Genomic DNA, 21,686 nt, shown 5'->3' on the forward strand with positions numbered 1-21,686 from the left:
GGAAGGGGTGGCATGGACGGCGACGGGATCGGCGACGGGATCGGCGACGGAACAAGCGATGTGATCGTGGTGGGCGCGGGGGTGGTCGGGCTGACCAGCGCGATCCGGCTCGCGGAGCGCGGCCTGCGGGTCCTGGTCTGGTCGCGCGACCCGGCGGCGGGGACGACCTCGGCGGTGGCGGGGGCGCTGTGGTGGCCGTACCGGATCGAGCCGGAGGCGGAGGTCGGCGACTGGTCGCTCGCGAGCCTGCGGGTGTACGAGGAGCTGGCGGCCGATCCCACGGCGACCGGGGTGCGGCTGGTGCCGGGCGTGCACGCGGACACCGTGCTCGCGGGGCTCGGCGACTGGGCGCGGCGGGTCCCCGGGCTGCGGCAGCTGCCGCCGGACGAGGTGCCGGGGCCGTACGAGGCGGGGCTCGCCGCCCGGCTGCCGCTCGTCGACATGCCGGTGCACCTGGAGTGGCTGCGGGCGCGGGCGGCGGAGCTCGGGGTGCGGGTGGAGCGGCGCGCGGTCGGCGGCTTCGCCGAGGCGGCGGCGCACGCCCGGACGGTGGTGGACTGCGCGGGGCTCGGCGCCCGTGAGCTGGCGGGCGACGGGGCGCTGCGGGCGGTGCGCGGGCAGTTGGTGCTGGTGGAGAACCCGGGCGTGGACAGCTGGTTCACGGCCGCCGACAAGGAGTCCAGCGAGACGACCTACTTCTTCCCGCAGCCGGGGCGGCTGATCCTGGGCGGCACGGCCGAGGAGGGCGTCGAGGACCTGGTCCCGGATCCGGCGACGGCGGCGCGGATCGTGGCGCGCTGTTCCGAGGTGCGCCCGGAGATCGCCGGGGCCCGGGTGCTCGGCCACCGGGTGGGCCTGCGCCCGGCCCGGGCGGGCGGCGTCCGCAACGAGCGGGACCCGGCGCCGCTGTCGGGCGGCGGGATGCTGGTCCACAACTACGGGCACGGCGGTGCGGGCGTCACGGTGGCGTGGGGGTGCGCGGACCGGGTGGCGGAGCTGGTGACGGGGGTGCGGAGCTGACGGTGCCGGGGCGCGGGCGAGGTCGGGCGGGGCGGGGGGCTGAGGGGGCCCTCGGGCGGGTGCGCGGGCGGGGTCGGCGGTGCGCCGGGGCCGGGACGGCGGCGCCGGTCTGCGGTGACGCCCGCCCGCGCGGTCGGTGGGTTCAGCCCGGGAAGGGCTTGCCCGCGTGGTCGTCGGCGTCGACGCACGCCTGGATGCGGCGGTCGAGGGCGGCGGCCTGGGCACGGGCCTCGCGGGCCTCGGTGGTGGCGCCGAGGTGCTGGAGCTTGTCGGCCTTGGCGCGCAGCGCGGCGGCGTCGTGCCGCATCCTCGGCACGTCGCAGGTGATCGGCGTCCGGACGGCGGCATCGGCGCGCGGCGCGGCCGCCGTCTGGCCGAGCAGCAGGCCGGTGCCGAGCAGGGTGGCGGCGGCGAGCGCCGCGAGGGCGCGGCGCGGCGACGGCACGGTGTTCACGTGGTGCTCCAACTCCCGGGCTTCAGCTGCCCGTTCGGGATCGGTCGGTCCCGGCACGGGTGCGGCGGGGACCGGTCGTCCAGCCTAGGCCGGTCGCGTGGCGGCACCGGGTCGCCACGCGCGCCGCTCACCCGACTCGCCCCGGATCCTCAGCACTTCTCCACGGGTTCTCCTCGGGTGAGCCCGTACGGCGCGGCGGGGTCGAGCAGCAGCGGCACCAGGGCGCGCAGCGACTGGCGCAGCGGCACGAGCACCCCGCCGCCGGGGCCGGGGACGGTCCGGACGCCGTGCAGGGCGAGCTCGTCGCCTACCTCGGCGGTCTGAGCCTTCGTCAGACGGTAACCGCAGGGCGGGTTCTGGAGGATCTCGGCGGGTTCGGCCGGTTCGTTGTCGGCGCCGCCGAGGAGGACCGGGCCGCGGTCGGCGAACCCGGTGTGCCGTGCGGTGGCGGTGGCCGCAGCGAGCTGTCCGGCGCGCTCGTCGACGTACCGGAACGCGCCGCTCAGCGCCGCGTGCTGGGTGGCGACCCGGCGCCGGTGGTTGCGGGCCGGGTCGTTCTGCTCGGCCGGGTCGAGGGCGTCCTCGCGGGTCTCGACGAGCAGTCCGGCGGAGTGCTTGATCCCGGCGGTGTTGCGCAGGATGCGTTCCTGGCCGTCGCCCGCGACCTGCTTGATCGGCTCGCCGGTGAGCGGGTCGGTCCAGATGCCGTAGATGCCGCTGCTGTACCCGGCGCGTCCGGCGTCGGCCCGTACATAGGACTCGGAGAGGGTGTGCGACTCGGCGTGGACGGCCCGGTCGGTGTTGAGGTTGCGCGGCCAGAGGGCGAGCAGGTCCTTGTCGTAGTACGGCGGGGTGGCTCCGTACTCGTGGAGGTCGTAGACGAGTTCCGGCCTTCGGTCGCGGATCACGGCGGCGAGCGCGCGGGCCTCGGCGGTGCGCAGCGCGAGGTGGTCGCGGTTGATGTCGATGCCGTCGCTGTTGCCGCGGGTGTCGGCGGCCCGGCCGTCCGGGTTGGCGGTGGGGACCACGAGCAGGGTGGTGCGGGCGAGCAGCCGCCGGGCCGCCGGGGACCGGTCGTAGGCCAGGTCGCGCAGGGTGCTGAGGCAGGCTTCGCGGCCCGAGGGCTCGTCGCCGTGCTGGGAGCAGATCAGCAGTACGGTGACGGGCCCGGTGCCGAGGGTGGCGAGCCGCAGCGGGCGGCCCTCGGCGGTGGTCCCGATGGTGCGCATGGAGAGCCGGGTGCTGGCCCGGTCGACGGCGGCGAGGAAGGCGGTCTCCTCGGCCTCGCCGGTCCACCGGGCGCCGTCGGTCGTCTCGAAGCCGGTACGGGGCGCGGGCGGCGGGAGCGCGCTGCCGACCGCCTCGGTGGGTGCGGCGAGCAGCGGCAGGCCGAGGGCGGCGGCGCCCGCCGTGACCATGAGCGCGCGCCGGGGGGTGCGGAAGGTACGGGTCCTCATCGGCATGGGGCGGAACGTACCCCGGCGCGCGGGCCCGCAAAAGGGTGCCGTCACGGACACGTGGTCCGGGTGCGGCCGGAATGCCTTCGGTGGTTCTCGAGTGGTTCATGTCGGCCGAATGGCGATCATGTGACAGCAGGTGCTCTGGACGTGACGGGGCGTCGGGGGTCTCAATAGTGTCGCTAAGGACCGACGACCACCTGTGCGTCTTACGTTTCTCACCACTCGGGGAGCACCTGTGCACCGCAGAATCATCGTTCCGAGCGCCCTCGCGGCCGCGCTGCTGCTGGCGATCCCGGCATCCGCCGCCGACTTCACGGCGGGCGCCCCGGGCATCGGCGACTCCTACTACCCGGCCAGCGGCAACGGCGGCTACGACGTGTCGCACTACGACCTCCGGCTGAAGTACCAGCCCTCGACCGACCTGTTGGAGGGCACGGCGACGCTGCTCGCCACCACGAAGCAGAACCTGTCCCGCTTCAACCTGGACCTCGGCCTGAAGGTCAGCGAGGTGCGGGTCAACGGCCGGGTCGCGAAGTTCACCGCCTCGGGCGACCACGAACTGGAGGTCACCCCGGCGGCGCCGCTGCCGAAGGGCACCGCCGTGACGGTGGTGGTCCGCTACGCGGGCAAGCCGTCCGAGGTGAAGATCGGCGGCTGGACCGCCTGGGCCCGCACACCGGACGGCGCGGTCGCCGCGCAGGAGCCGGATTCGGCCGTCTGGTGGTTCCCGTCCAACGACCACCCGCTGGACAAGGCCACCTTCGACGTGTCGGTGCTGGTCCCGGACGGCACCCAGGCGATCAGCAACGGCACCCTGCAGTCGCAGTCGTCGAAGCTGGGCTGGACCCGCTTCAACTGGCGTTCGGACAAGCCGCAGGCGACCTATCTGGCCACGTTGGCGGTCGGCAAGTTCGACATCACCACGGACACGACGGCGAACGGGCTGCCGGTCCTGAACGCCTACAGCAAGGACCTGGGCGCCAACGCGGGCGCGGCGCGCGCCTCGATCGAGCGGACCACCGAGGTCGCGGAGTGGCTGGAGTCGGTCTACGGGCCGTACCCGTTCAGCGCGCTCGGCGGCTATGTGCCCAATGTGACCAGTGGGTTCGCCCTGGAGACGCAGACCCGGCCGTTCTACAGCCCGCGGCAGTTCGCGAACGGCGCGAACGTGTCCGTCGTGGTGCACGAGCTGGCGCACCAGTGGTACGGGGACAGCGTCTCGGTCGCCGACTGGAAGGACATCTGGATCAACGAGGGCTTCGCCCGGTACAGCCAGTGGCTGTGGTCGGAGAAGGAGGGCGAGGGCACCGCGCGTGAACTCGCCGACTACGTCTTCCAGACGCGGGCGGCCGACGACCCGTTCTGGACGGTGAAGCCGGGCGACCCGGGCGCGGACAACCAGTTCGACATCGCCGTGTACGACCGGGGCGCGCTCGCGCTCCAGGCGCTGCGCGACGAGGTCGGCGACGAGAAGTTCTTCGCCGTCCTGAAGGGTTGGCCGAAGCGGTACGCGTACGGCAACGCCAAGGTCGGCGACTTCGTGAAGTACGCGGAGAAGGTGACCGGGAAGCCGCTCGCGGAGCTCTTCGACACCTGGCTGTACCAGCCGGTGAAGCCTGCGGCCCTGCCGGACCCGGCGGCGTCGAAGGCGGCGTCGGCGAAGGCCGCTTCGCCCGCCGCGCGTGCGGGCGCCCGTACCGGTGCGGGTGCGGGTGCGGGGGTGAAGGCGGGGGCGACGGCGAAGCCCGTACCGCCGAAGTCCTGGCAGAAGATCGCGGCGACGAACTCGGTGCACGACCACGACCGTCACTGATCGAGGGCCGGCACCGAGCACGGGCCCGGCGCCGGCCTCGGTCGGCGTCGACGCGAAGGCGCCGTCCCACCCCGGTCGGGGGGTGGGGCGGCGCCTTCGGCGTGGGGCGGCGCCTTCGGCGGGGGGGGGGTGGGTGAGGGGCGGGTTTCGGATCCAGGGTCTTGGATTCAGGGTCTTGGATCTTGGATCTTGGATCCGAGACCCTGAATATTGGATCCAAGACCCGAGACCCGAGATCTCGGATGTTCGATCCGAGATCCGGGATCCGGGAGGTTGGATCCGGGAGGTTGGATCCGGGAGGTTGGATCCGGGAGGTTGGATCCGGGAGGTTGGATGTTGGATCCAACATCTTGGATCCCGCGCCTCAGCTCAGGCGGTCCGGCGGCGGGCCCGCCACTCGTCGGCGAGGACCGCCCAGATCTGCTGGTTGTGGCGGACGCCCTCGTACGGCCAGGTCTCGCGCAGCTCGCCCTCGAGTGTCATGCCGAGCCGCCGGGCGACGGCGACGCTGTTCTCGTTGTCGGCGCGGCACTGCCACTCGGCGCGGTGCAGGCCGCGCTCGATCAGGGCCCAGTCGACGAGCACCGTGCAGGCGTCGGTGATGAGACCGCGGCCCCGGGCGTCCGGCTCCAGCCAGCAGCCGACCTCGCAGGAGCCCGCGGCGGCGTCGAAGGCGGCGAACAGGACGCCGCCGACGAGGGTGCCGTCCAGCCAGATGCCCCACAGGCCGCCGGCGTCCTTCGCCCGGCGGTCGGCGTACCGGCCGAGGGTGCCGCGCGCGCCCTCGACGCCCTCGGCCACGAAGGACTGGCCGACCCACGGCCGGATGGTGTCGCGCGCCCGGTCCATGTGGGCGGCGAACTCCTCGGCGTGCCAGATCTCCAGCGGGCGGAGCTCGGCGTTGTCCCGGAGCGGGAGGGCGAACATGTGGACCCCATTCACACAACAAGCGTTATGACTATTACGGTAGCAGCATGCCACGTACCAAGGGCGATCACGAGGCCCGGCGCCGGGAGGTCTCCGAGGCGGTCTGGCGGGTGCTCGCCGCCCAGGGCTTCGGCGGTCTGACGCTGCGCGCCGTCGCGGCCGAACTGGGCGCCACCACCGGGCTGCTCACCCACTACTTTCCGGCCAAGCGCGACCTGGTCCGGCACGCCCTCGACCTGCTCGACGAGCGCACCCAGGCCCGGCCGCGCCGGTCCGCCGGGCAGGGCATCGCCGCGGTGCGGGCGGCGCTGCTGGACATCCTGCCGCTGACGGCGGAGGCGACGGCGGGCAACCGGGTCTGGGTCTCGTCCTGGGACACCGCGCTCGCCGACCCGGTCCTGAGCGCGGACCACGCCGCCCGGTACGCGCGCGGCAGGACCCGGATCGCCGCGCTGATCACGACCGCGCAGGAGCGCGGCGAGCTGCCGCCGGGGGATCCGGACCGGCTCGCGGCGGGCGCCCAGTCGTTCGTGCTCGGCCTGGTGGTGCAGGCGCTGCTCAGCCCGGCGGAGTTCCCGCCGGGGCGGCAGACCGGCCTGGTCGACGACTATCTGGCCGCGCTCGTGGCGGCGCCGCCGGGCGACTGAGCCCGACCCCTGGCACGGGCCCGGAAGCGGCTGGAAAGGGACTGGTCGTGCGGTCCGTTCCGGCATCCAACACCCCTGCCGCCGGGGGATGATGACGCCATGACATGGACTCCGTTCACCCAGCTCGACCGCACCGGACTCACCCCCCAGGAGGCGGGGACGTGGACCGACGGGCAGGGTCTGCTGCTGTCGATCCACTACTTCGACCTGGTTCCCGATCTGCCCGCCGCCCTGGACGAGCCGGAACGGCTGCGCGAGGGTCTCGCGCACTCGGCGGCGCACGCGGGCGGCGGTCTGATCGAGGCGGAGGTGGCCGAGGTCGGCGGGATGCCGGGGCTGCGCCAGCTGATCAAGGTGCCGCTCGAACGGGGTCACGGCCAGGCGTTCGTCGGCAGTTGGACCGTGCCGCGCGACCGGTCGAGCGCCGTGGTGAAGGTGCAGGCCGCGGAGGGGCGGCGGACCGGGCTCCGGGAGGCCCTGATCGTCGACGAGGTCGGCCCGATGCACTTCTTCACGCCGCACCCGTACGCCCCCGAGGTGACCGGCGGCCTGCCGCACCACGCGGCCGACGACGAGCGCTGGGACGCGCGCTTCCCCGACCACCCGCTGACCCGGGTGCGGGCGACGCTGCGCCGGATCACGCCGAGCATCGCGTTCGCCGACGAGTACCGCGAGCGCCCGCCGTTCGCGGCCCCGGCGACGACGGCGTGAGACCGCCTGACCGCGAGACCGGCTAGGCCCCTGCCGTACGGGTGCGGGCGAGGTCGCGCGCGTGGGCGCGGGCCCGGGCGCGGGCTTCGCGGGCCAGCGGGAGGTAGCGCAGCCGCTCCGGCAGGACCGGCACCACGGCCCGTACCAGCCGGGCGAACCGGCGCAGCTTTCGCTCCTGCGCGGCGTTCCACTCCAGACCGATCGCGGCGCGGGCCTCGGGAGGCATCAGACCGACGGTGAGGAAGGCGCGGGCCCGCAGGAAGGGCCGGCGCAGCAGCGGCCACAGGGCGCGCAGGGCGAGCCTGACCGGCAGCGGGCCGCGGTCGGGGGCCGGGACCGGCAGGTCGGTGTCGAGCAGTTCGCGGACGACGACGGTGGCCTCCAGCTCCTCGTCGAGGACCCGGTGCCAGTACGGCCAGAACTCCTCGATGGTCGCGGGCATGTCCCGGTCATGGATCCCGAGCACCCGGCCGACCTGGAGCCATTCCGCGTACAGCTGCCGCTCCTGGGCCTCGTTGAGGGGGCGGGCGAAGTAGCCGAGGCCGTACCGGTAGATCGGGTAGCCGGTGGCGTGCACCCACCCGTAGTTCGCGGGGGTGAGGGCGTGGTAGCGGCGGCCCCGGGTGTCGGTGCCCTGGATCTCCTTGTGCAGCGCGCGCAGCCGCCGCCCCTCCTCGGCGGCCCGCTCGCCGCCGTACACCCAGGTCTGGAGCGAGCGCAGTGAGCGCTCGCCGCGGCCCCAGGGGTCGGTGCGGAACACCGAGTGGTCGTCGACGCCCGCGCCGATGGCGGGGTGGGCGACCTGGAGGGTGAGCGCGGCGGGCAGCATCAGCAGCGCGCGGATGTCACCGGCGACGCTCCACAGCACCCCGCCGACCGGCGGTGGGACGGGTTCGTTGCGGGACCGCGGGCCGGTCCGGTCGGACTGGTCGGAGGGATCGGTCCGACCGGGCTGATCGGGCTGGTCCTGCACGGTGACTCCCTGGGTGGTGCGGTGGTGCGGTGGTGCGATGCCGCTGGTGGCGCCGGCGCCGCCGGTACGACGCGGGGCCGCGCCCCGGGCCCGGTGCGGGTCCCGGGGCGCGGCCCCGAACGGATGATCGTGCTGCGTCAGGCGCGGTCGGCGCCGACGGGCTCGCCGACGATGCGGCCGGCGAGCGAGTGCGCCCAGGCGTCGACGTCACCGGCGAGCTCGCGCTCGGCGGCGGTGCGCTCGGCGGCGATCTTCTCGTGACCGGCGGCGAGGATGGCCTCGCGCTCGCGGATGCCCTCGGCGCGGGCCGCGGCGATGGCCTGCGAGCCCTCCTCGGTGGCCTGGGAGCGGATCCGGGCGGCGTCGTGGCGGGCCTCGGCGAGCTCGGCCTCGTACTGCTCACGGATGGTGGTGGCCTCGGCGCGCAGGTCGTCGGCGCGCTCGGTGCCACCGGCGATGGCGTCGTCACGCTCGTCGAGCGTGCGCTTGATCTTCGGCAGGATCCCCTTCGCCATGATCAGGAAGGTCAGGCCGAAAAGGACAGCACCGAGGATGAGCTCGGCCCAGACCGGGTTCAGCGGGCCCAGGTCGGTGGGGAAGATGAGCGAGTTCTGCGCGAGGGTCATGCGCGCATCTTACCTGGTCGCGAAAATCGCAAATCGGGCACCTGTCGCAGAGTTGGCGCTTTTGTCGGACCGATACAAGATTCGCGGCATCCAACGGCTACCCAATGGTAACTACGGCTGATTTGATGTGCCGCGCCGACCCCAACCCCCCACCTTTTCTTGGGAGTTTCCAGTGTCGTTCGCAGCGCTCCGCCGGACCCCCGGCGTCGCCCTCTCCGCCACGGCCGCCGTCGCCGCCCTGGCCGTGATCGCCCCCACCGCATCCGCCGACACCACCGCTCCGACCGCCCCGGCCGCCTCCGGCGTCACCGCGGCCACCCCGAGCCTCAAGGTGCTCACGTACAACACCTTCATTTTTTCGAAGACCCTGTACCCGAACTGGGGCCAGGACCACCGGGCCGCGACCATCCCGACCACGTCCTTCTTCCGGGGCAACGACGTCGTCGTGCTCCAGGAGGCGTTCGACAACGGCGCCTCGGACGCGCTGAAGGCGAAGGCGGCGCCGGAGTACCCGTACCAGACGCCGGTCGTCGGCCGCTCGAAGTCGGGCTGGGACGCCACCGGCGGCGCCTACTCCAGCACCACGCCGGAGGACGGCGGGGTGACGCTGCTCAGCAAGTGGCCGATCGTGCGCAAGGAGCAGTACGTCTACAAGGACGCGTGCGGCTCGGACTGGTACTCGAACAAGGGCTTCGTCTACGCGGTGCTGAACGTCAACGGCACCAAGGTGCACGTCGTCGGCACCCACGCGCAGTCCACCGACTCGGGCTGCGGCACGGGCGAGGCGGCGCAGATGCGCAGCCGCCAGTTCAAGAACATCGACGCGTTCCTGGACGCGAAGAACATCCCGGCGAACGAGCAGGTCATCGTCACCGGTGACATGAACGTGGACTCGCGGACGCCGGAGTACGGCACGATGCTGGCCGACGCGGACCTGGTCGGCGCGGACGCCCGCACCGGTCACCCGTACTCGTTCGACACCGCGCTGAACTCGATCGCGCTGGACCGCTACCCGACGGACCCGCGCGAGGACCTCGACTACGTGCTGTTCCGCAAGGGTCACGCGCGTCCGGCGGGCTGGACGAACAACGTGGTGCGCGAGCAGACGGCGCCGTGGACGGTGTCCAGCTGGGGCAAGCAGTACACGTACACCAACCTGAGCGACCACTACCCGGTCCAGGCGTACGCGGCGAACTGACCGCGCGACCGGACCGCGCGGTCGACCCGCTGACCGGCGGCGGCGCGGAGCTCCTCCGGGGGCCCCGCGGCGCCGCCGCGGGCGTGGTCACGCCAGGTGGGAGACCTGGTGGTGGGCGATGGCCCAGCCATGGTCCGTCTCCTGGAGCAGCACGCCGAGGCTGACGGCGAGGGTGCGGCGGTCGGCGCCGTGCCCGCCGGGGTCAGCGCCACCGAACGCCGGTCGCACTCGAACCCCATCCCAACGACCCGGGCCCGCGCACCTGACCACCGGGGCCGCCGGGCCCCCTTATCGGCTTACCGGCTTACCGGGTGAAGAAGGTGCCGTACGCCCACCAGCCGACGATGCCCGCGACGGCCAGCAGCACCAGCCACGAGCCGAACCCGGTCCGTCGTCGGCCGCCACCGGCGGCCTTGCGGGCCTTGCGGGCGGCGCGGGGCGCGGCGGCCGGGGTGGTGTCGGCGGCCGCGGCCGTCTCGGCGAGCAGCCTGCGGCAGACGGCGGCCAGCTCGGCCGTGCCCGCGCCGAGGTCCACCACCATCTCCAGCCGGGCGGGCGCGGTGGTCCCCCCGTCGAGGATCCGCCCGGCCCGCACCCGTGCCTGGTCCTTGCCGCCGGTCGGCGACAGACTGATCCACCGCCGCACATGCTCCCCGCGGATCACCACACCGCCGTCGCGCTCGCGGTAGACGGTGTGCTCCTTCCACAGGACAGCGGCCAACTCGGCAGCCTTCTCCCTGAGTTGTGCCTGCATCTCGCTCCCCCTGTGTGCTACCCCTGATCCGAACAGGCGCCTGACTCTAGCGCGCACGACCGACAGGGCCACGCCAGGGTGCGGGGGCGCCGCCGTACGGGCCGCTACGTCGCGATGTCGTACACGGTGACGGAAATGTTCCGGGCGGCCAGCCGCTCGGTGATCAGCCGGAGTGCCGCGTCGCGTCGATCCCTTGTACCGCACGGGCACCCCACTGCTCCGGCCGGTCCGGATCCCGCTGCCCCACCAGATTGGCCACCGGCAACACGGCCGGGTCGGCAGCGGGCGCGCCCGTGTGACGTCAGTGCGGGGAGCGGGTCCAGCCGGTGGCTTCGAGGACCGTCGCCGCCACGTCGGACGGGGTCAGGGTCGTCGTGTTCACCGTGAGGTCCGCGAGGGCCGCCCGGTCGAGGACGAGGTCGAGTTCCGCGGCCCGTTCGAGGTGCCACGGCAGGGACTCGGTGTCGTGGTCCGCCTCGTGCCGGGCCCGGAGCCGGGCGTGGACAGCGGGGAGGTCCGCCGTCAGACGGCACACCAGCAGCGGCATCCCGAGCGCGGCCCGGAGGGCGTCCCGTTCCGCCGCGTTCTCGGCGACCCCGGCCAGCACGAGGTGGCGTGCTCCGGCGGACCGGTAGCAGGCGGTCACGGCGCGCAGGTTGGCGAGGAGGAGGCGCTGTTGGAAGGGGTCGTCGTCGGGCGCGGGCCATGCCTGGCACAGCCGGTCGAGGTCGATCACGGCGTGCGGGAGTCCGGCGTCGGCGAGGAGGTCGCCGAGCAGATCGGCGGTCGAGGTCTTGCCGACCCCCACGGTGCCGGTGAGCAGCAGCGCGCTGGGCGTGTCGGGGCGGGCGGGGCGGCGGGTGGCGGGCATCGCGGTTCCTGAGGTGAGGGATGACGATCAGGGCAGTCGGGACGATCCTGGCAAACCGGAGCGACCCGACCAACCTGTTTTCGCGGCGCCCCGCGACGGGCCCGTTGCAGGAGTACGACGCCGCGCACGGCACCGACATGGTCGAGACGCTGACCGCGTTCCTGGAGCACAACGGCGCCTGGCGCACCACCGCGGCCGCGCTCCACATCCACGTCAGCACGCTGCACTACCGCGTCGGCCGCATCGAGCGGCTGACCGGCCGCGACCTGTCCACCGCGCGCGACCGGGTCGACCTGTACCTGGCGTGTGCGATCGACTGAGACCGGGCGGCGGGGATCGGGCCCACGGGGACCCGGCCGCTGGGACCGGTCCGCCGAGCCGGGTGGACGTTCGCGGACGACCGAGGCGGCGGCAGTCCTGAGCCGTCGGCGTCCACCCGGACCGGAACGCGCCCGGTCCGGCGTGACCGCCGTCGTTCCGCTCTTTTACAGCGATGGTGAGACAGCAATACTGTTGAACCATGGAGCAGCACGCGGTCGAGCCCACCTACACCGTCGACGAGCTGGCCGCCCGGGCCGGGGTGACCGTGCGGACCGTGCGGTTCTACGGCACGCGGGGGCTGCTGCCGCCGCCCGTCATCGGGGCGCGCCGGGTCGGGCACTACGGGGCCGCGCATCTGTCGCGGCTCGGGCTGATCGAGGAGTTGCAGCGGCAGGGGATGACGCTCGCCGCGATCGAGCGGTATCTGGAGCAGTTGCCGCCGGATCTGAGCGCGCAGGACCTGGCGATCCACCGGGCGCTCGTGGCGTCCTGGGCGCCGGAGTCCGCCGAGGAGATCACCCGGCAGGAGTTGCAGCGGCGGGCCGGGCGGCAGCTCGGGGAGCGGGACGTGGAGCGGCTGGCCGCGATGGGGGTGCTGGACCGGGGGCCGGACCCGGATGTGTTCCGGCTGGACGGCGCCCTGTTGCGGCTCGGGGTCGAGCTGCTTGACGTGCCCATCGAGCACGAGACGATCCTGGCCTCCCGCACGGTGCTCCTGGAGCACGCCAGGGCCGCCGCGCAGGAGCTGGCCCGGCTGTTCCGGGAGCAGGTGTGGAGTCCGTACCGGGAGAGCGGGGCGGACCCAGACCACCTGGCCGCGATGCGCTCGCTGTCCGCGCACATGCAGCCGATGGTGGTCCAGGCCCTGCTGACCGCGTTCCAGCGGTCCCTCAGCGAGGAGCTGAGGGCCGCTTTCCGGAGCCCGGAGCCGGAGCCGGAGCCGGACACGGAGCCGGACCCGGGCGGGGAACCCTGCCCGCGCCCCGGCGCCGCGCGGCTCAGTCGCTGACCGCGCGGCTCAGTCGCTGAAGACCTCGCCCCGCTCCGCCTTCGCGAGCAGCAGCGCCGGGGGCGTGAACCGCTCCCCGTAGGTCGCCGCCAGTTCGCGGGCCCGGGCGACGAATCCGGCGGGCCCGCCCTCGTACCCGTTGATGTACTGGAGCACGCCGCCGGTCCAGGCGGGGAAGCCGATGCCCAGGATGGAGCCGATGTTGGCGTCGGCGACCGAGGTCAGCACGCCCTCCTCGACGAGCCGTACGGTGTCGAGCGCCTCCGCGAACAGCATCCGCTCCTGCATGTCCCGCAGCGGGATGTCGACCCCGGGCTTGGCGAAGTGCTCGCGCAGGCCGGGCCACAGGCGGCCGCGGCTGCCGTCCTCGCCGTACTCGTAGAAGCCCGCGCCGCCGCTGCGTCCGGTGCGCCCGAACTCGTCGACCATGCGGTCGATGACGAGCTCGCCGGGGTGCGCGGTCCAGGTGCCGCCCGCGTCCTCGACCGCCTTGCGGGTCTCGTTGCGGATCTTCCGCGGCAGGGTCAGGGTCAGCTCGTCCATCAGCGAGAGCACCTTCGCCGGGTAGCCCGCCTGTGCGGCGGCCTGCTCGACGGAGGCGGGCTCGGCGCCCTCGCCGATCATGGCGACGCCCTCGTTGATGAAGTGGCCGATCACCCGGGAGGTGAAGAAGCCGCGCGAGTCGTTGACCACGATCGGCGTCTTGTTGATCTGCCGGACCAGGTCGAAGGCGCGGGCGAGGGCCTGCTCGCCGGTGCGCTCGCCCTTGATGATCTCGACCAGCGGCATCTTGTCGACCGGCGAGAAGAAGTGCAGGCCGATGAAGTCGGTCTGCCGCCGGACGCCTTCGGCGAGCGCGGTGATGGGCAGAGTGGACGTGTTGGAGCAGAGGAGGGCGTCGGGGGCGACGACCGACTCGATCTCCTGGAACACCTTGTGCTTGAGCGCGGTGTCCTCGAACACCGCCTCGATCACGGCGTCGCAGCCCGCCAGATCGGCGACCGCGCCGGTCGGGGTGATCAGGGCGAGCAGCGCGTCCGCCTTGTCCTGGCTGGTGCGGCCCTTGGCGACGGCCTTGGCGCACAGCTTCTCGGAGTACGCCTTGCCCTTGGCCGCGGCCTCGGTGGTGACGTCCTTGAGGACGACCTCGATCCCGGCCCGCGCGCAGGAGTACGCGATGCCCGCGCCCATCATCCCGGCGCCGAGGACGGCGACCTTGCGCACCGGGCGCGGCTCGATGCCCTGCGGACGGTTGGCGCCGGAGTTGACGGCCTGGAGGTCGAAGAAGAACGCCTGGATCATGTTCTTCGCGGTCTGGCCGACGACCAGTTCGGTGAAGTAGCGGCTCTCGATGGTGAGCGCCGTCGCGAAGTCGACCTGGGAGCCCTCGACGGCCGCCGCCATGATGTTGCGCGGCGCCGGGTAGGGGGCGCCGGCCAGCTGCTTGCGGAGGTTGGCCGGGAAGGCGGGCAGGTTGGCGGCGAACCGCGGGTTGGCCGGGGTGCCGCCGGGGATCTTGTAGCCGGGTACGTCCCAGGGCTGCTGCGACTCGGGGTGCGCGTCGATGAAGGCGCGGGCCTTGGCGAGCATCTCCTCGGGGGTGGCGGCCAGTTCGTGCACCAGGCCGTTGTCGAGGGCGCGCTTCGGGGTGTACTGGGTGCCCTGGAGCAGCACCTTGAGCAGCGCGTCGGCGATGCCCATCAGGCGTACGGTACGGGCGACGCCGCCGCCGCCGGGCAGCAGGCCGAGGGTGACCTCGGGCAGGCCGATCTTGGAGCCGGGGGCGTCGAGCGCGACGCGGTGGTGCGAGGCGAGCGCGATCTCGTAACCGCCGCCGAGGGCCGCGCCGTTGATGGCGGCGACCACCGGCTTGCCGAGGGTCTCGATGCGGCGCAGCGCGTCCTTGATCTCGATCGCGGTGTCGAACACGGCCTGTGCGTCGGCCGGTCCCGCCTTGATCATGTCCTTGAGGTCGCCGCCCGCGAAGAAGGTCTTCTTGGCGGAGGTCCAGATGATCCCGCGGATCGACTCCCGTTCGGCGACGGCGCGTTCGGCGATCGCGGTGACCGAGGCGCGGAACGCCTGGTTCATGGTGTTGGCGGACTGGGCGGGGTCGTCGAGGACGAGGGTGACGACACCGGTCTCGTCCTGCTCCCAGCGGATGGTGGTGCTCTCGCTCATGACTCTGCTTCTCCGTAAGGGGGGTGCGGACCGGTGGTCAGAAACGCTCGACGCGCTCGACGATGGTGGCGATGCCCATGCCGCCGCCGACGCAGAGCGTGGCGAGGCCGTACCGCTTGTCCTGGCGCTCCAGTTCGTCGACGAGGGTGCCGAGGATCATCGCCCCGGTGGCACCGAGCGGGTGACCGAGCGCGATGGCGCCGCCGTTGACGTTGACCTTGTCGAGGGAGACGCCCATGTCCTGGACGAAGCGGAGCACGACGGCGGCGAACGCCTCGTTGATCTCGATGAGGTCGATGTCGTCGATGGTGAGTCCGGCCTTGGCGAGCGCCTTGCGGGTGGCGGGCGCGGGTCCGGTGAGCATGATGGTGGGCTCGGAGCCGGAGACGGCGGCGGCGACGATCCGGGCGCGGGGCGTCAGCCCGTACCGCTCGCCGGTCTCCCGGGAGCCGATGGCGACCAGCGAGGCGCCGTCGACGATGCCGGAGGAGTTGCCCGCGTGGTGGACGTGGTCGATCGCCTCGACCCAGTGGTACGTCTGCAGCGCCACCGCGTCGAAGCCGCCGAGGTCGCCGATGTCGGCGAACGAGGGCTTCAGGCGGGCGAGCGAGTCGGCGGTGGTGCCGGGGCGCAGGTGCTCGTCGTGGTCGAGCACGGTGAGTCCGGCGCGGTCCTTGACCGGGACGACCGAGCGGTCGAAGCGGCCGTCCTTCCAGGCCGCGGCGGCGCGTTCCTGGGAGAGGGCGGCGTACTCGTCGACGTCGCGCCGGGTGAATCCGCCGATGGTGGCGATGAGGTCGGCGCCGATGCCCTGCGGGACGAAGTTGGTGGCGAGGTTGGTCATCGGGTCGGCGAACCAGGCGCCGCCGTCGGAGGCCATCGGGACCCGGGACATCGACTCGACGCCGCCGGCCAGGACGAGGTCCTCCCAGCCGGAGCGGATCTTGGCGGCGGCCATGTTGACGGCTTCCAGCCCGGAGGCGCAGAAGCGGTTCTCCTGGACGCCCGCGACGGTGTCCGGGAGGCCCGCGGCGACGGCGGCGATCCGGGCGATGTCGGAGCCCTGGTCGCCGACCGGGCCGACGACGCCGAGCACGATGTCGTCGATCGCGGCCGGGTCGAGGTCCGGGAAGCGGGCGCGGATCTCGTGGATCAGGCCGACGACCAGGTCGATCGGCTTGGTGCCGTGCAGGGCGCCGTTGGCCTTGCCGCGTCCGCGCGGGGTGCGGATCGCGTCGTAGACGTACGCTTCGGTGGTCACGGTGGTGCCTTTCGCATGAGGGTCTGCGGGTGCGGAGGGGACGGGACTGGTGCGGCGGGTACGGGGCGGGGCCGGGGCGGGGCGGGGCCGGGCCCTTCGGCCCGGCCGGGGGGGGGACTCAACCGAGCAGGGACCGGCCGATGATCTCCTTCATGATCTCCGTCGTACCGCCGTAGATCGTCTGGATACGGCCGTCCGTGAACGCCCGCGCCACCGGGAATTCGCTCATGTAGCCGTATCCGCCGTGCAGTTGCAGACACCGGTCGGCGACCCGCTTCTGCAGCTCGGTCGACCACCACTTCGCCATGGACGCGTGCACGGCGTCCAGGCCCGCCCCGTCCGGGTCCGCGTGCTCCGCCACACAGCGGTCGACGAAGCTGCGGGTGACCGCGCATTCGGTGGCCATCTCGGCGATCTCGAAGCGGATGTGCTGGAGCCGGGCGAGCGGCCGGCCGAACGCCTCGCGCTCCTTGACGTACGCGGTGGTGAGTTCGACCAGGTGCTCGGCGCCCGCGATGGCGGCGACCGCGATGGCGAGCCGCTCCTGCGCCAGGTTGGTCATCAGATGGACGAAGGCGCCGTTCAGCTCGCCGAGCAGGTTCTCCTTGGGGACGCGGACGTCCTGGAAGAACAGTTCGGCGGTGTCCTGCGCCTTCTGGCCGATCTTGTCGAGGTTGCGGCCGCGCTCGAAGCCGGGCGTGCCGCGCTCGACGACCAGCAGGGACAGGCCGTGGGCGCCGCCCTCGGGGGTGGTGCGGGCGACCACCACGACCAGGTCGGCGAGGATGCCGTTGGAGATGAAGGTCTTGGAGCCGTTGAGGACCCAGTGGTCGCCGTGGTCCTCGGCGGTGGTGCGGATGCCCTGGAGGTCGGACCCGGCGCCGGGTTCGGTCATGGCGATCGCGGTGATCAGCTCGCCGCTGCAGAAGCCGGGCAGCCAGCGCCGCTTCTGCTCCTCGGTGCCGAGCGAGGTCAGGTAGGGACCGATGATGTCGTTGTGCAGGCCGATGGCGAGGCCCGGTGTCCCGGCCCGGGTGAACTCCTCGGCGAGCACCACGCCGTAGCGGAAGTCGGGCTCGCCCCCGCCGCCGTACTCCTCGTCGACGGCGAGCCCGAGCAGCCCCTGCCGGCCGGCCGCCCGCCACACCTCGCGGGAGACGATGCCGTCCTTCTCCCAGGTCTCGTAGTGCGGCAGCACCTCCTTGGCGAGGAACGCGCGGACCGTCGTACGGAACGCCTCGTGGTCGGCGGAGTAGAGCTGGCGCTTCATGCGGAGGGCTCCTGGCGGGTCGGGCCGTCGGCGGTACCGGCGGGGGCGGTGGAGGCGGTGGAGACGGCCGGGGCGGGCGTGGGCGCCGCGGTGGCGCCGGGCTTGGTCAGGGACGGTACGGCCCAGTCGTCGGCGACATCGGCGGTGTCGGCGCCCGGCAGCGCGGGCCCGCGGCGCAGCGTGGGGGGCGTGGCGGAGAACCGGGGCGCGGGCGCGGGCTGGAGCTGTCCGGCGTGTTCGACGAAGGTGCGGCGGGCGGCGAGGTGCGGGTGGTCCGGCGCCTCGCGCAGCGAGAGGACCGGGGCCACGCAGGCGTCGGTGCCCGCGAAGACGGCCGTCCACTCGGCTCTCGTACGGGTGAGGAAGCGCTCGGCCACGGCGGCGCGCAGTTCCGGCCAGCGGGCGAAGTCGCGGCGGGCCGGGGCGATGTCCTCGATGCCGAGCAGCCGGGTGAACTCCTCGTAGAACTGCTGCTCCAGGGCGCCGACGGCCATGTGGCCGCCGTCGGAGGTGGCGTAGGTGCCGTAGAACGGGCAGCCGCCGTCGAGCAGGTTGACCCCGCGCCGGTCCTGCCAGCCGCCTGCGGCGAGCATGCCGTGGATCATGGTGGTGAGGTGGGCGGTGCCGTCGACGATGGCGGCGTCGACGACCTGGCCCGCGCCGTGCGTCCGGGCGTCCTGGAGCGCGGCGAGGACGCCGATGACCAGGTAGAGCGAGCCGCCCGCGTAGTCGCCGACGAGGTTGGCGGGCACGGTGGGCGGGCCGTCCGGGTCGGGGCCGATCATGCCGAGGGCGCCGGTGACGGCGATGTAGGCGATGTCGTGCCCGGCGGTGGTGGCGAGCGGGCCGGTCTGGCCCCAGCCGGTCATCCGGCCGTAGACGAGGCGGGGGTTGCGGGCGAGGCAGACGTCGGGGCCGACGCCGAGGCGTTCGGCGACGCCGGGGCGGTAGCCCTCGATGAGGATGTCGGCGCGGTCGACCAGGTCGAGCACGGTCGCCGGGCCCTCGGCGGTCTTGAGGTCGACGACGACGGAGCGCTTGTTGCGGTTGGTGAGGTCGCGCGCGGGGTCGATGCCGAGCCCGGGGCCGCCGGGGCGGTCCACCCGTACGACGTCGGCGCCGAGGTCGGCGAGCAGCATGGCGGCGAAGGGCCCGGGGCCGATGCCGGCGAGTTCGACCACGCGGACACCGGCGAGGGGTCCTTGGCGGGTCGGGTGCGGAGTCGTCATCGGGCCCCCTGGGGCGGAGTGTGCCGGGTGTGACAGTGATGATGTAACACCGGAGATGCTAGGAACGTGGTCCACCCGGCACAAGCCCCCTGGCCGAGCAAGCGCTTGGAAAGCGCCGGGAAACGGCCGTTCCGCCCAAGGAGTCCCCGAGGCGTCCCCGAGGAGTCCCCGGGGGGCCGCGCCGGACGTCCGCTAGAGTCCGCCGACGACACCCGCGCCGGGGGACGGCACGGGACGGAAGGGGCGAGGGGCTGATGGAGACAGGGGCGGCCGTGCGGCCGTACGACGTGGTCCTCTTCGGGGCGACCGGATTCGTGGGCGAACTCACCGCGGAGTACCTCGCCGAGCACGCCCCGGCGAACTGCCGCTGGGCCCTCGCGGGACGCAGCCGCGGCAAACTGCTCGCACTGCGCGACCGGCTGGCCCGCCGCTTCCCCCGCTGCGCCGAACTGCCCCTGGTGGTGGCCGACTCCACCGACCCGGCCGCCCTGCGCGAACTGGCCGACGCGGCCCGGGTGGTGGCCAGCACCGTCGGCCCGTACGTCTGGTACGGGGAGGGCCTGGTCGCGGCGTGCGCGGAGGCGGGCACGGACTATCTGGACCTGACCGGCGAGCCCGAGTTCGTCGACCTCATGTACGTGCGGTACGACGCCAGGGCCCGGGAGACCGGCGCCCGGCTGGTGCACGCCTGCGGCTTCGACTCGGTGCCGCACGACCTCGGCGCGTACTTCACCGTGGGGCAGCTCCCCGAGGACGTGCCGCTGCGGGTGGACGGCTTCGTCCGGGCGGGCGGCATCTTCTCCGGCGGCACGTTCGCGTCGGCGCTCACCGCGCTCGGCCGGGGCCGCCAGACGATGGCGGCGGCGCGCGAACGGCGCCTGTACGAGCCGAGGCTGGTGACCCGGCGGGCCCGCGCACCGCTCGGCGCGCCCCGGTTCAGCCGGGAGACCGGCACCTGGGCGCTGCCGCTGCCCACCATCGACGGGCAGGTGGTGGCCCGTTCGGCACGGGCCCTGGAGCGCTACGGCCCGGACTTCCGCTACCGCCACTACGCCTCGGTGAAGACGCTGCCGGTGGCCCTCGGCGGTTCGGCGATGGTGGGTACCGGCGTCGCGGCGGCCCAACTCCCCTTCGTACGAAGCTGGCTGATGGACCGTTACGAGCCAGGTCAGGGTCCGAGCGCGGAGCGGCGGGCGCGCAGCTGGTTCACCGTCCGGTTCGTCGGGGAGGGCGGCGGGCGACGGGTCTTCACCGAGGTGTCGGGCGGCGACCCGGGCTACGGGGAGACGGCGAAGATGCTGGCCGAGGGCGCGCTGAGCCTGGCGTTCGACGCGCTGCCGAAGACGTCGGGGCAGGTGACGACGGCGGTCGCGATGGGCGACGCGCTGATCGGACGCCTGCGGGCGGCGGGCATCGGCTTCCGGGTGGCGTACGCGGGCTGAAGCGGCTGACGCGGCCGGCGCGCGGCGGGTCTCCCGCTCGTCGTGCGCCGCTCCCCCGCCCGCGGTACGCCCCGCCCCGCCGTACGTCCCGTCCCGCCGCGCGTGCCGTCAGTGGCGGACGAGGCAGAACGGGTGACCGGCCGGGTCGGCGTAGATCCGCCAGGACCGGTCGCCCCCGGCCTCCCCCGCCGCTTCGCCGTCGAGCCGCCAGGCGCCGAGCGCGACCACGGCCTCGTGGGCCGCGTCCAGGTCGGCGACCCGTACGTCGATGTGGAACTGCTGCTCGGGCGCGCCCCAGACCGGCGGGCGGTGGTCGGCCACCGCCTGGAAGGCGAGCACCTGCACGCCGTCGGTGCCGTGCAGGGTGGCCCAGCCGTCGTCGACGGCCCACTGCGGGTCCGGCCGGTTGACCTCGCCGCCGATCAGCGCCTGGTAGAACGTCGCCAGTTCCATGACGTCGGGGCAGTCCAGGACGACGCACTGGAGACTGCCGATCGGGGTGGGGAGGGTGCTAGTCATGGCCCCCACTCTGCCCCCGCCCGGCGCCGGGGACATCCGTACGGGTACTCAGTCGCCCCACCCGTCACCCGGTCGTCGTGCTCAGGGCCTCCGTCAGCGCGCGGCGGCACAGCGCGTCCGCGCGCCGGGTGGTCTCGGGCAGCCGGAAGTCCGGGCTGAGCCGCAGGGTGTGGGCGCAGGCCCGGTCGAGCGAGACCCGGTGGCCGACGGAGACGAACACCGGCTTGACGTCCGCCCGGGTGCGCAGCGCCCGCCCGACGGTCTCGCCGTCGGCCACCAGGTCGCTGAACTCACCGCGGGCGGCGCCGGGTTGCTCGTACGAGAAGGTGAACGGGTTCTTGGCGACGCCGATCGACGGGAGCCCGGTGAGCACCCCGAGGTGGCTGGCGAGGCCGAAGCGGCGCGGGTGCGCGCGCCCGTAGCCGTCGCAGACCAGGAGGCCCGGCGGGGCGGGCAGCCGGTCGAGGGCGGCGAGCACGGTCGGCAGCTCGCGGAAGGCGAGCAGTCCTGGCACGTAGGGGAAGGACACCCGTCCGACGGCGGTGGCCTCCGCGACCACCGCCAGGGTCGCCGCGTCGAGCACGACGGCGGCCGCGGCGACCAGATCGCGCTCGTCGTCGTAGGCGACGTCGACCCCGGCCACCAGCCCCGCCCCCACCGGGGGCCCGCTCTCGTCGAGTTCCAGCCGCCCCCGCAGCTCCTCCTGCACGGCGCGCGCCGCCGTCTCGTCGGCGGGCCAGCCCTCGGGAATCTCGATGATCGTCATGGTGCGAGACCCTATGCCGTCTGCCGAGAACGCTCCCTGACCCGGCCTGATCCGGCCTGATCCGAAAGACACGGCCCGGCCGACGGCCGGGCACGCGCAGGTCCTGGAACGGGCCGTGCGGCGGGGGCGACACCCGCCGCACGGCGCGGCCGGTACCGCCCCGGGCAGCGCCGCCGGGGCAGCCGGGCGCTCCAGCCCTGCTCGCCGGAGGCCCCGCACGCGCCGGCGGCCCCG

The 21,686-nt window shown here is 73.7% G+C and carries 22 protein-coding genes; 8 read left to right on the forward strand and 14 right to left on the reverse strand.

The window, feature by feature from the left end; all coding sequences use genetic code 11:
- The first annotated feature begins 12 nt into the window (after window positions 1–12).
- Window positions 13–1,020 (forward strand): FAD-dependent oxidoreductase, encoded by a 1,008-nt coding sequence (locus ACIPXM_RS27385; RefSeq protein WP_401660516.1) that lies wholly within the window; start codon window positions 13–15, stop codon window positions 1,018–1,020.
- Between the two features lie 142 nt (window positions 1,021–1,162).
- On the opposite strand, the gene ACIPXM_RS27390 is transcribed toward ACIPXM_RS27385, so the two are convergent.
- Complete coding sequence (locus ACIPXM_RS27390; protein ID WP_401660519.1) at window positions 1,163–1,474, reverse strand: hypothetical protein; 312 nt, start codon at window positions 1,472–1,474, stop codon at window positions 1,163–1,165.
- Between the two features lie 149 nt (window positions 1,475–1,623).
- A complete protein-coding gene (locus ACIPXM_RS27395) occupies window positions 1,624–2,931 on the reverse strand; it encodes a M14 family metallocarboxypeptidase (RefSeq protein ID WP_401660941.1) in 1,308 nt (435 codons plus the stop codon).
- Between the two features lie 238 nt (window positions 2,932–3,169).
- On the opposite strand from ACIPXM_RS27395, the gene ACIPXM_RS27400 reads away from it, so the two are divergent.
- A complete protein-coding gene (locus ACIPXM_RS27400; protein ID WP_401660522.1) occupies window positions 3,170–4,747 on the forward strand; it encodes a M1 family metallopeptidase in 1,578 nt (525 codons plus the stop codon).
- Window positions 4,748–5,116: 369 nt separating this feature from the next.
- Here ACIPXM_RS27400 and ACIPXM_RS27405 read toward each other — a convergent pair whose 3' ends face one another.
- Complete coding sequence (locus tag ACIPXM_RS27405) at window positions 5,117–5,674, reverse strand: GNAT family N-acetyltransferase (RefSeq protein WP_401660525.1); 558 nt, start codon at window positions 5,672–5,674, stop codon at window positions 5,117–5,119.
- A 47-nt stretch (window positions 5,675–5,721) separates the two neighbouring features.
- Here ACIPXM_RS27405 and ACIPXM_RS27410 point away from each other — a divergent pair, with 47 nt between their 5' ends.
- Both ACIPXM_RS27410 and ACIPXM_RS27415 read left to right on the forward strand, forming a co-directional pair.
- The gene (locus ACIPXM_RS27410) at window positions 5,722–6,321 is read left to right on the forward strand and encodes a TetR/AcrR family transcriptional regulator (protein ID WP_401660528.1); all 600 of its coding nucleotides are present in this window, start codon (window positions 5,722–5,724) and stop codon (window positions 6,319–6,321) included.
- A 99-nt stretch (window positions 6,322–6,420) separates the two neighbouring features.
- A complete protein-coding gene (locus tag ACIPXM_RS27415) occupies window positions 6,421–7,032 on the forward strand; it encodes a hypothetical protein (protein WP_401660531.1) in 612 nt (203 codons plus the stop codon).
- A gap of 22 nt (window positions 7,033–7,054) precedes the next feature.
- Here ACIPXM_RS27415 and ACIPXM_RS27420 read toward each other — a convergent pair whose 3' ends face one another.
- Complete coding sequence (locus ACIPXM_RS27420) at window positions 7,055–7,900, reverse strand: oxygenase MpaB family protein (protein WP_401660943.1); 846 nt, start codon at window positions 7,898–7,900, stop codon at window positions 7,055–7,057.
- 242 nt (window positions 7,901–8,142) lie between these two features.
- A complete protein-coding gene (locus ACIPXM_RS27425; RefSeq protein ID WP_401660533.1) occupies window positions 8,143–8,631 on the reverse strand; it encodes a hypothetical protein in 489 nt (162 codons plus the stop codon).
- A gap of 172 nt (window positions 8,632–8,803) precedes the next feature.
- Here ACIPXM_RS27425 and sph point away from each other — a divergent pair, with 172 nt between their 5' ends.
- Window positions 8,804–9,829 (forward strand): sphingomyelin phosphodiesterase, encoded by a 1,026-nt coding sequence (sph, locus tag ACIPXM_RS27430; RefSeq protein WP_401660536.1) that lies wholly within the window; start codon window positions 8,804–8,806, stop codon window positions 9,827–9,829.
- 87 nt (window positions 9,830–9,916) lie between these two features.
- On the opposite strand, the gene ACIPXM_RS27435 is transcribed toward sph, so the two are convergent.
- From ACIPXM_RS27435 to ACIPXM_RS27445, 3 genes are all read right to left on the reverse strand, one after another.
- Window positions 9,917–10,057: a hypothetical protein gene (locus ACIPXM_RS27435; protein ID WP_401660538.1), complete on the reverse strand. Its 141-nt coding sequence runs from the start codon at window positions 10,055–10,057 to the stop codon at window positions 9,917–9,919.
- 76 nt (window positions 10,058–10,133) lie between these two features.
- A complete protein-coding gene (locus tag ACIPXM_RS27440; RefSeq protein ID WP_401660541.1) occupies window positions 10,134–10,583 on the reverse strand; it encodes a hypothetical protein in 450 nt (149 codons plus the stop codon).
- A 301-nt stretch (window positions 10,584–10,884) separates the two neighbouring features.
- Window positions 10,885–11,454: a hypothetical protein gene (locus tag ACIPXM_RS27445; RefSeq protein ID WP_401660544.1), complete on the reverse strand. Its 570-nt coding sequence runs from the start codon at window positions 11,452–11,454 to the stop codon at window positions 10,885–10,887.
- Between the two features lie 20 nt (window positions 11,455–11,474).
- On the opposite strand from ACIPXM_RS27445, the gene ACIPXM_RS27450 reads away from it, so the two are divergent.
- Both ACIPXM_RS27450 and ACIPXM_RS27455 read left to right on the forward strand, forming a co-directional pair.
- A complete protein-coding gene (locus tag ACIPXM_RS27450) occupies window positions 11,475–11,774 on the forward strand; it encodes a PucR family transcriptional regulator (protein ID WP_401660546.1) in 300 nt (99 codons plus the stop codon).
- A 200-nt stretch (window positions 11,775–11,974) separates the two neighbouring features.
- Window positions 11,975–12,784 carry a MerR family transcriptional regulator gene (locus ACIPXM_RS27455; protein WP_401660549.1) on the forward strand — a complete coding sequence of 270 codons (810 nt, stop codon included), beginning with the start codon at window positions 11,975–11,977 and terminating at the stop codon, window positions 12,782–12,784.
- A gap of 9 nt (window positions 12,785–12,793) precedes the next feature.
- Here the strand turns inward: ACIPXM_RS27455 and ACIPXM_RS27460 are convergent, their stop codons facing one another.
- From ACIPXM_RS27460 to ACIPXM_RS27475, 4 genes are all read right to left on the reverse strand, one after another.
- Window positions 12,794–14,965, reverse strand: a complete 2,172-nt coding sequence (locus ACIPXM_RS27460) for a 3-hydroxyacyl-CoA dehydrogenase NAD-binding domain-containing protein (RefSeq protein WP_401660552.1) — start codon at window positions 14,963–14,965, stop codon at window positions 12,794–12,796.
- A gap of 37 nt (window positions 14,966–15,002) precedes the next feature.
- Window positions 15,003–16,226 carry an acetyl-CoA C-acetyltransferase gene (locus ACIPXM_RS27465; RefSeq protein ID WP_401660555.1) on the reverse strand — a complete coding sequence of 408 codons (1,224 nt, stop codon included), beginning with the start codon at window positions 16,224–16,226 and terminating at the stop codon, window positions 15,003–15,005.
- 118 nt (window positions 16,227–16,344) lie between these two features.
- Window positions 16,345–17,496: an acyl-CoA dehydrogenase family protein gene (locus ACIPXM_RS27470; RefSeq protein WP_401660558.1), complete on the reverse strand. Its 1,152-nt coding sequence runs from the start codon at window positions 17,494–17,496 to the stop codon at window positions 16,345–16,347.
- Window positions 17,493–18,725, reverse strand: a complete 1,233-nt coding sequence (locus tag ACIPXM_RS27475) for a CaiB/BaiF CoA transferase family protein (protein ID WP_401660560.1) — start codon at window positions 18,723–18,725, stop codon at window positions 17,493–17,495. The genes ACIPXM_RS27470 and ACIPXM_RS27475 overlap by 4 nt, the downstream gene beginning before the upstream one ends.
- A 254-nt stretch (window positions 18,726–18,979) precedes the next feature.
- Here ACIPXM_RS27475 and ACIPXM_RS27480 point away from each other — a divergent pair, with 254 nt between their 5' ends.
- A complete protein-coding gene (locus ACIPXM_RS27480; RefSeq protein ID WP_401660563.1) occupies window positions 18,980–20,167 on the forward strand; it encodes a saccharopine dehydrogenase family protein in 1,188 nt (395 codons plus the stop codon).
- Window positions 20,168–20,275: 108 nt separating this feature from the next.
- On the opposite strand, the gene ACIPXM_RS27485 is transcribed toward ACIPXM_RS27480, so the two are convergent.
- On the reverse strand, window positions 20,276–20,686 hold the full coding sequence (locus ACIPXM_RS27485; RefSeq protein ID WP_401660565.1) for a VOC family protein: 411 nt from the start codon (window positions 20,684–20,686) through the stop codon (window positions 20,276–20,278).
- A 64-nt stretch (window positions 20,687–20,750) separates the two neighbouring features.
- A complete protein-coding gene (locus tag ACIPXM_RS27490; RefSeq protein ID WP_401660568.1) occupies window positions 20,751–21,452 on the reverse strand; it encodes an endonuclease V in 702 nt (233 codons plus the stop codon).
- Window positions 21,453–21,686: the final 234 nt, after the last annotated feature.

This window comes from Streptomyces sp. NPDC090025, from assembly GCF_044748125.1.
Classification (GTDB): domain Bacteria; phylum Actinomycetota; class Actinomycetes; order Streptomycetales; family Streptomycetaceae; genus Streptomyces.

Coding starts and splice junctions, on each gene's coding strand:
- ACIPXM_RS27385 (WP_401660516.1), top strand. CDS start 13: ATGGACGGCGACGGGATCGGCGACGGGATCGGCGACGGAACAAGCGAT.
- ACIPXM_RS27395 (WP_401660941.1), bottom strand. CDS start 2,931: ATGAGGACCCGTACCTTCCGCACCCCCCGGCGCGCGCTCATGGTCACG.
- ACIPXM_RS27405 (WP_401660525.1), bottom strand. CDS start 5,674: ATGTTCGCCCTCCCGCTCCGGGACAACGCCGAGCTCCGCCCGCTGGAG.
- ACIPXM_RS27410 (WP_401660528.1), top strand. CDS start 5,722: ATGCCACGTACCAAGGGCGATCACGAGGCCCGGCGCCGGGAGGTCTCC.
- ACIPXM_RS27415 (WP_401660531.1), top strand. CDS start 6,421: ATGACATGGACTCCGTTCACCCAGCTCGACCGCACCGGACTCACCCCC.
- ACIPXM_RS27425 (WP_401660533.1), bottom strand. CDS start 8,631: ATGACCCTCGCGCAGAACTCGCTCATCTTCCCCACCGACCTGGGCCCG.
- ACIPXM_RS27440 (WP_401660541.1), bottom strand. CDS start 10,583: ATGCAGGCACAACTCAGGGAGAAGGCTGCCGAGTTGGCCGCTGTCCTG.
- ACIPXM_RS27445 (WP_401660544.1), bottom strand. CDS start 11,454: ATGCCCGCCACCCGCCGCCCCGCCCGCCCCGACACGCCCAGCGCGCTG.
- ACIPXM_RS27450 (WP_401660546.1), top strand. CDS start 11,475: ATGACGATCAGGGCAGTCGGGACGATCCTGGCAAACCGGAGCGACCCG.
- ACIPXM_RS27455 (WP_401660549.1), top strand. CDS start 11,975: ATGGAGCAGCACGCGGTCGAGCCCACCTACACCGTCGACGAGCTGGCC.
- ACIPXM_RS27460 (WP_401660552.1), bottom strand. CDS start 14,965: ATGAGCGAGAGCACCACCATCCGCTGGGAGCAGGACGAGACCGGTGTC.
- ACIPXM_RS27470 (WP_401660558.1), bottom strand. CDS start 17,496: ATGAAGCGCCAGCTCTACTCCGCCGACCACGAGGCGTTCCGTACGACG.
- ACIPXM_RS27475 (WP_401660560.1), bottom strand. CDS start 18,725: ATGACGACTCCGCACCCGACCCGCCAAGGACCCCTCGCCGGTGTCCGC.
- ACIPXM_RS27480 (WP_401660563.1), top strand. CDS start 18,980: ATGGAGACAGGGGCGGCCGTGCGGCCGTACGACGTGGTCCTCTTCGGG.
- ACIPXM_RS27485 (WP_401660565.1), bottom strand. CDS start 20,686: ATGACTAGCACCCTCCCCACCCCGATCGGCAGTCTCCAGTGCGTCGTC.
- ACIPXM_RS27490 (WP_401660568.1), bottom strand. CDS start 21,452: ATGACGATCATCGAGATTCCCGAGGGCTGGCCCGCCGACGAGACGGCG.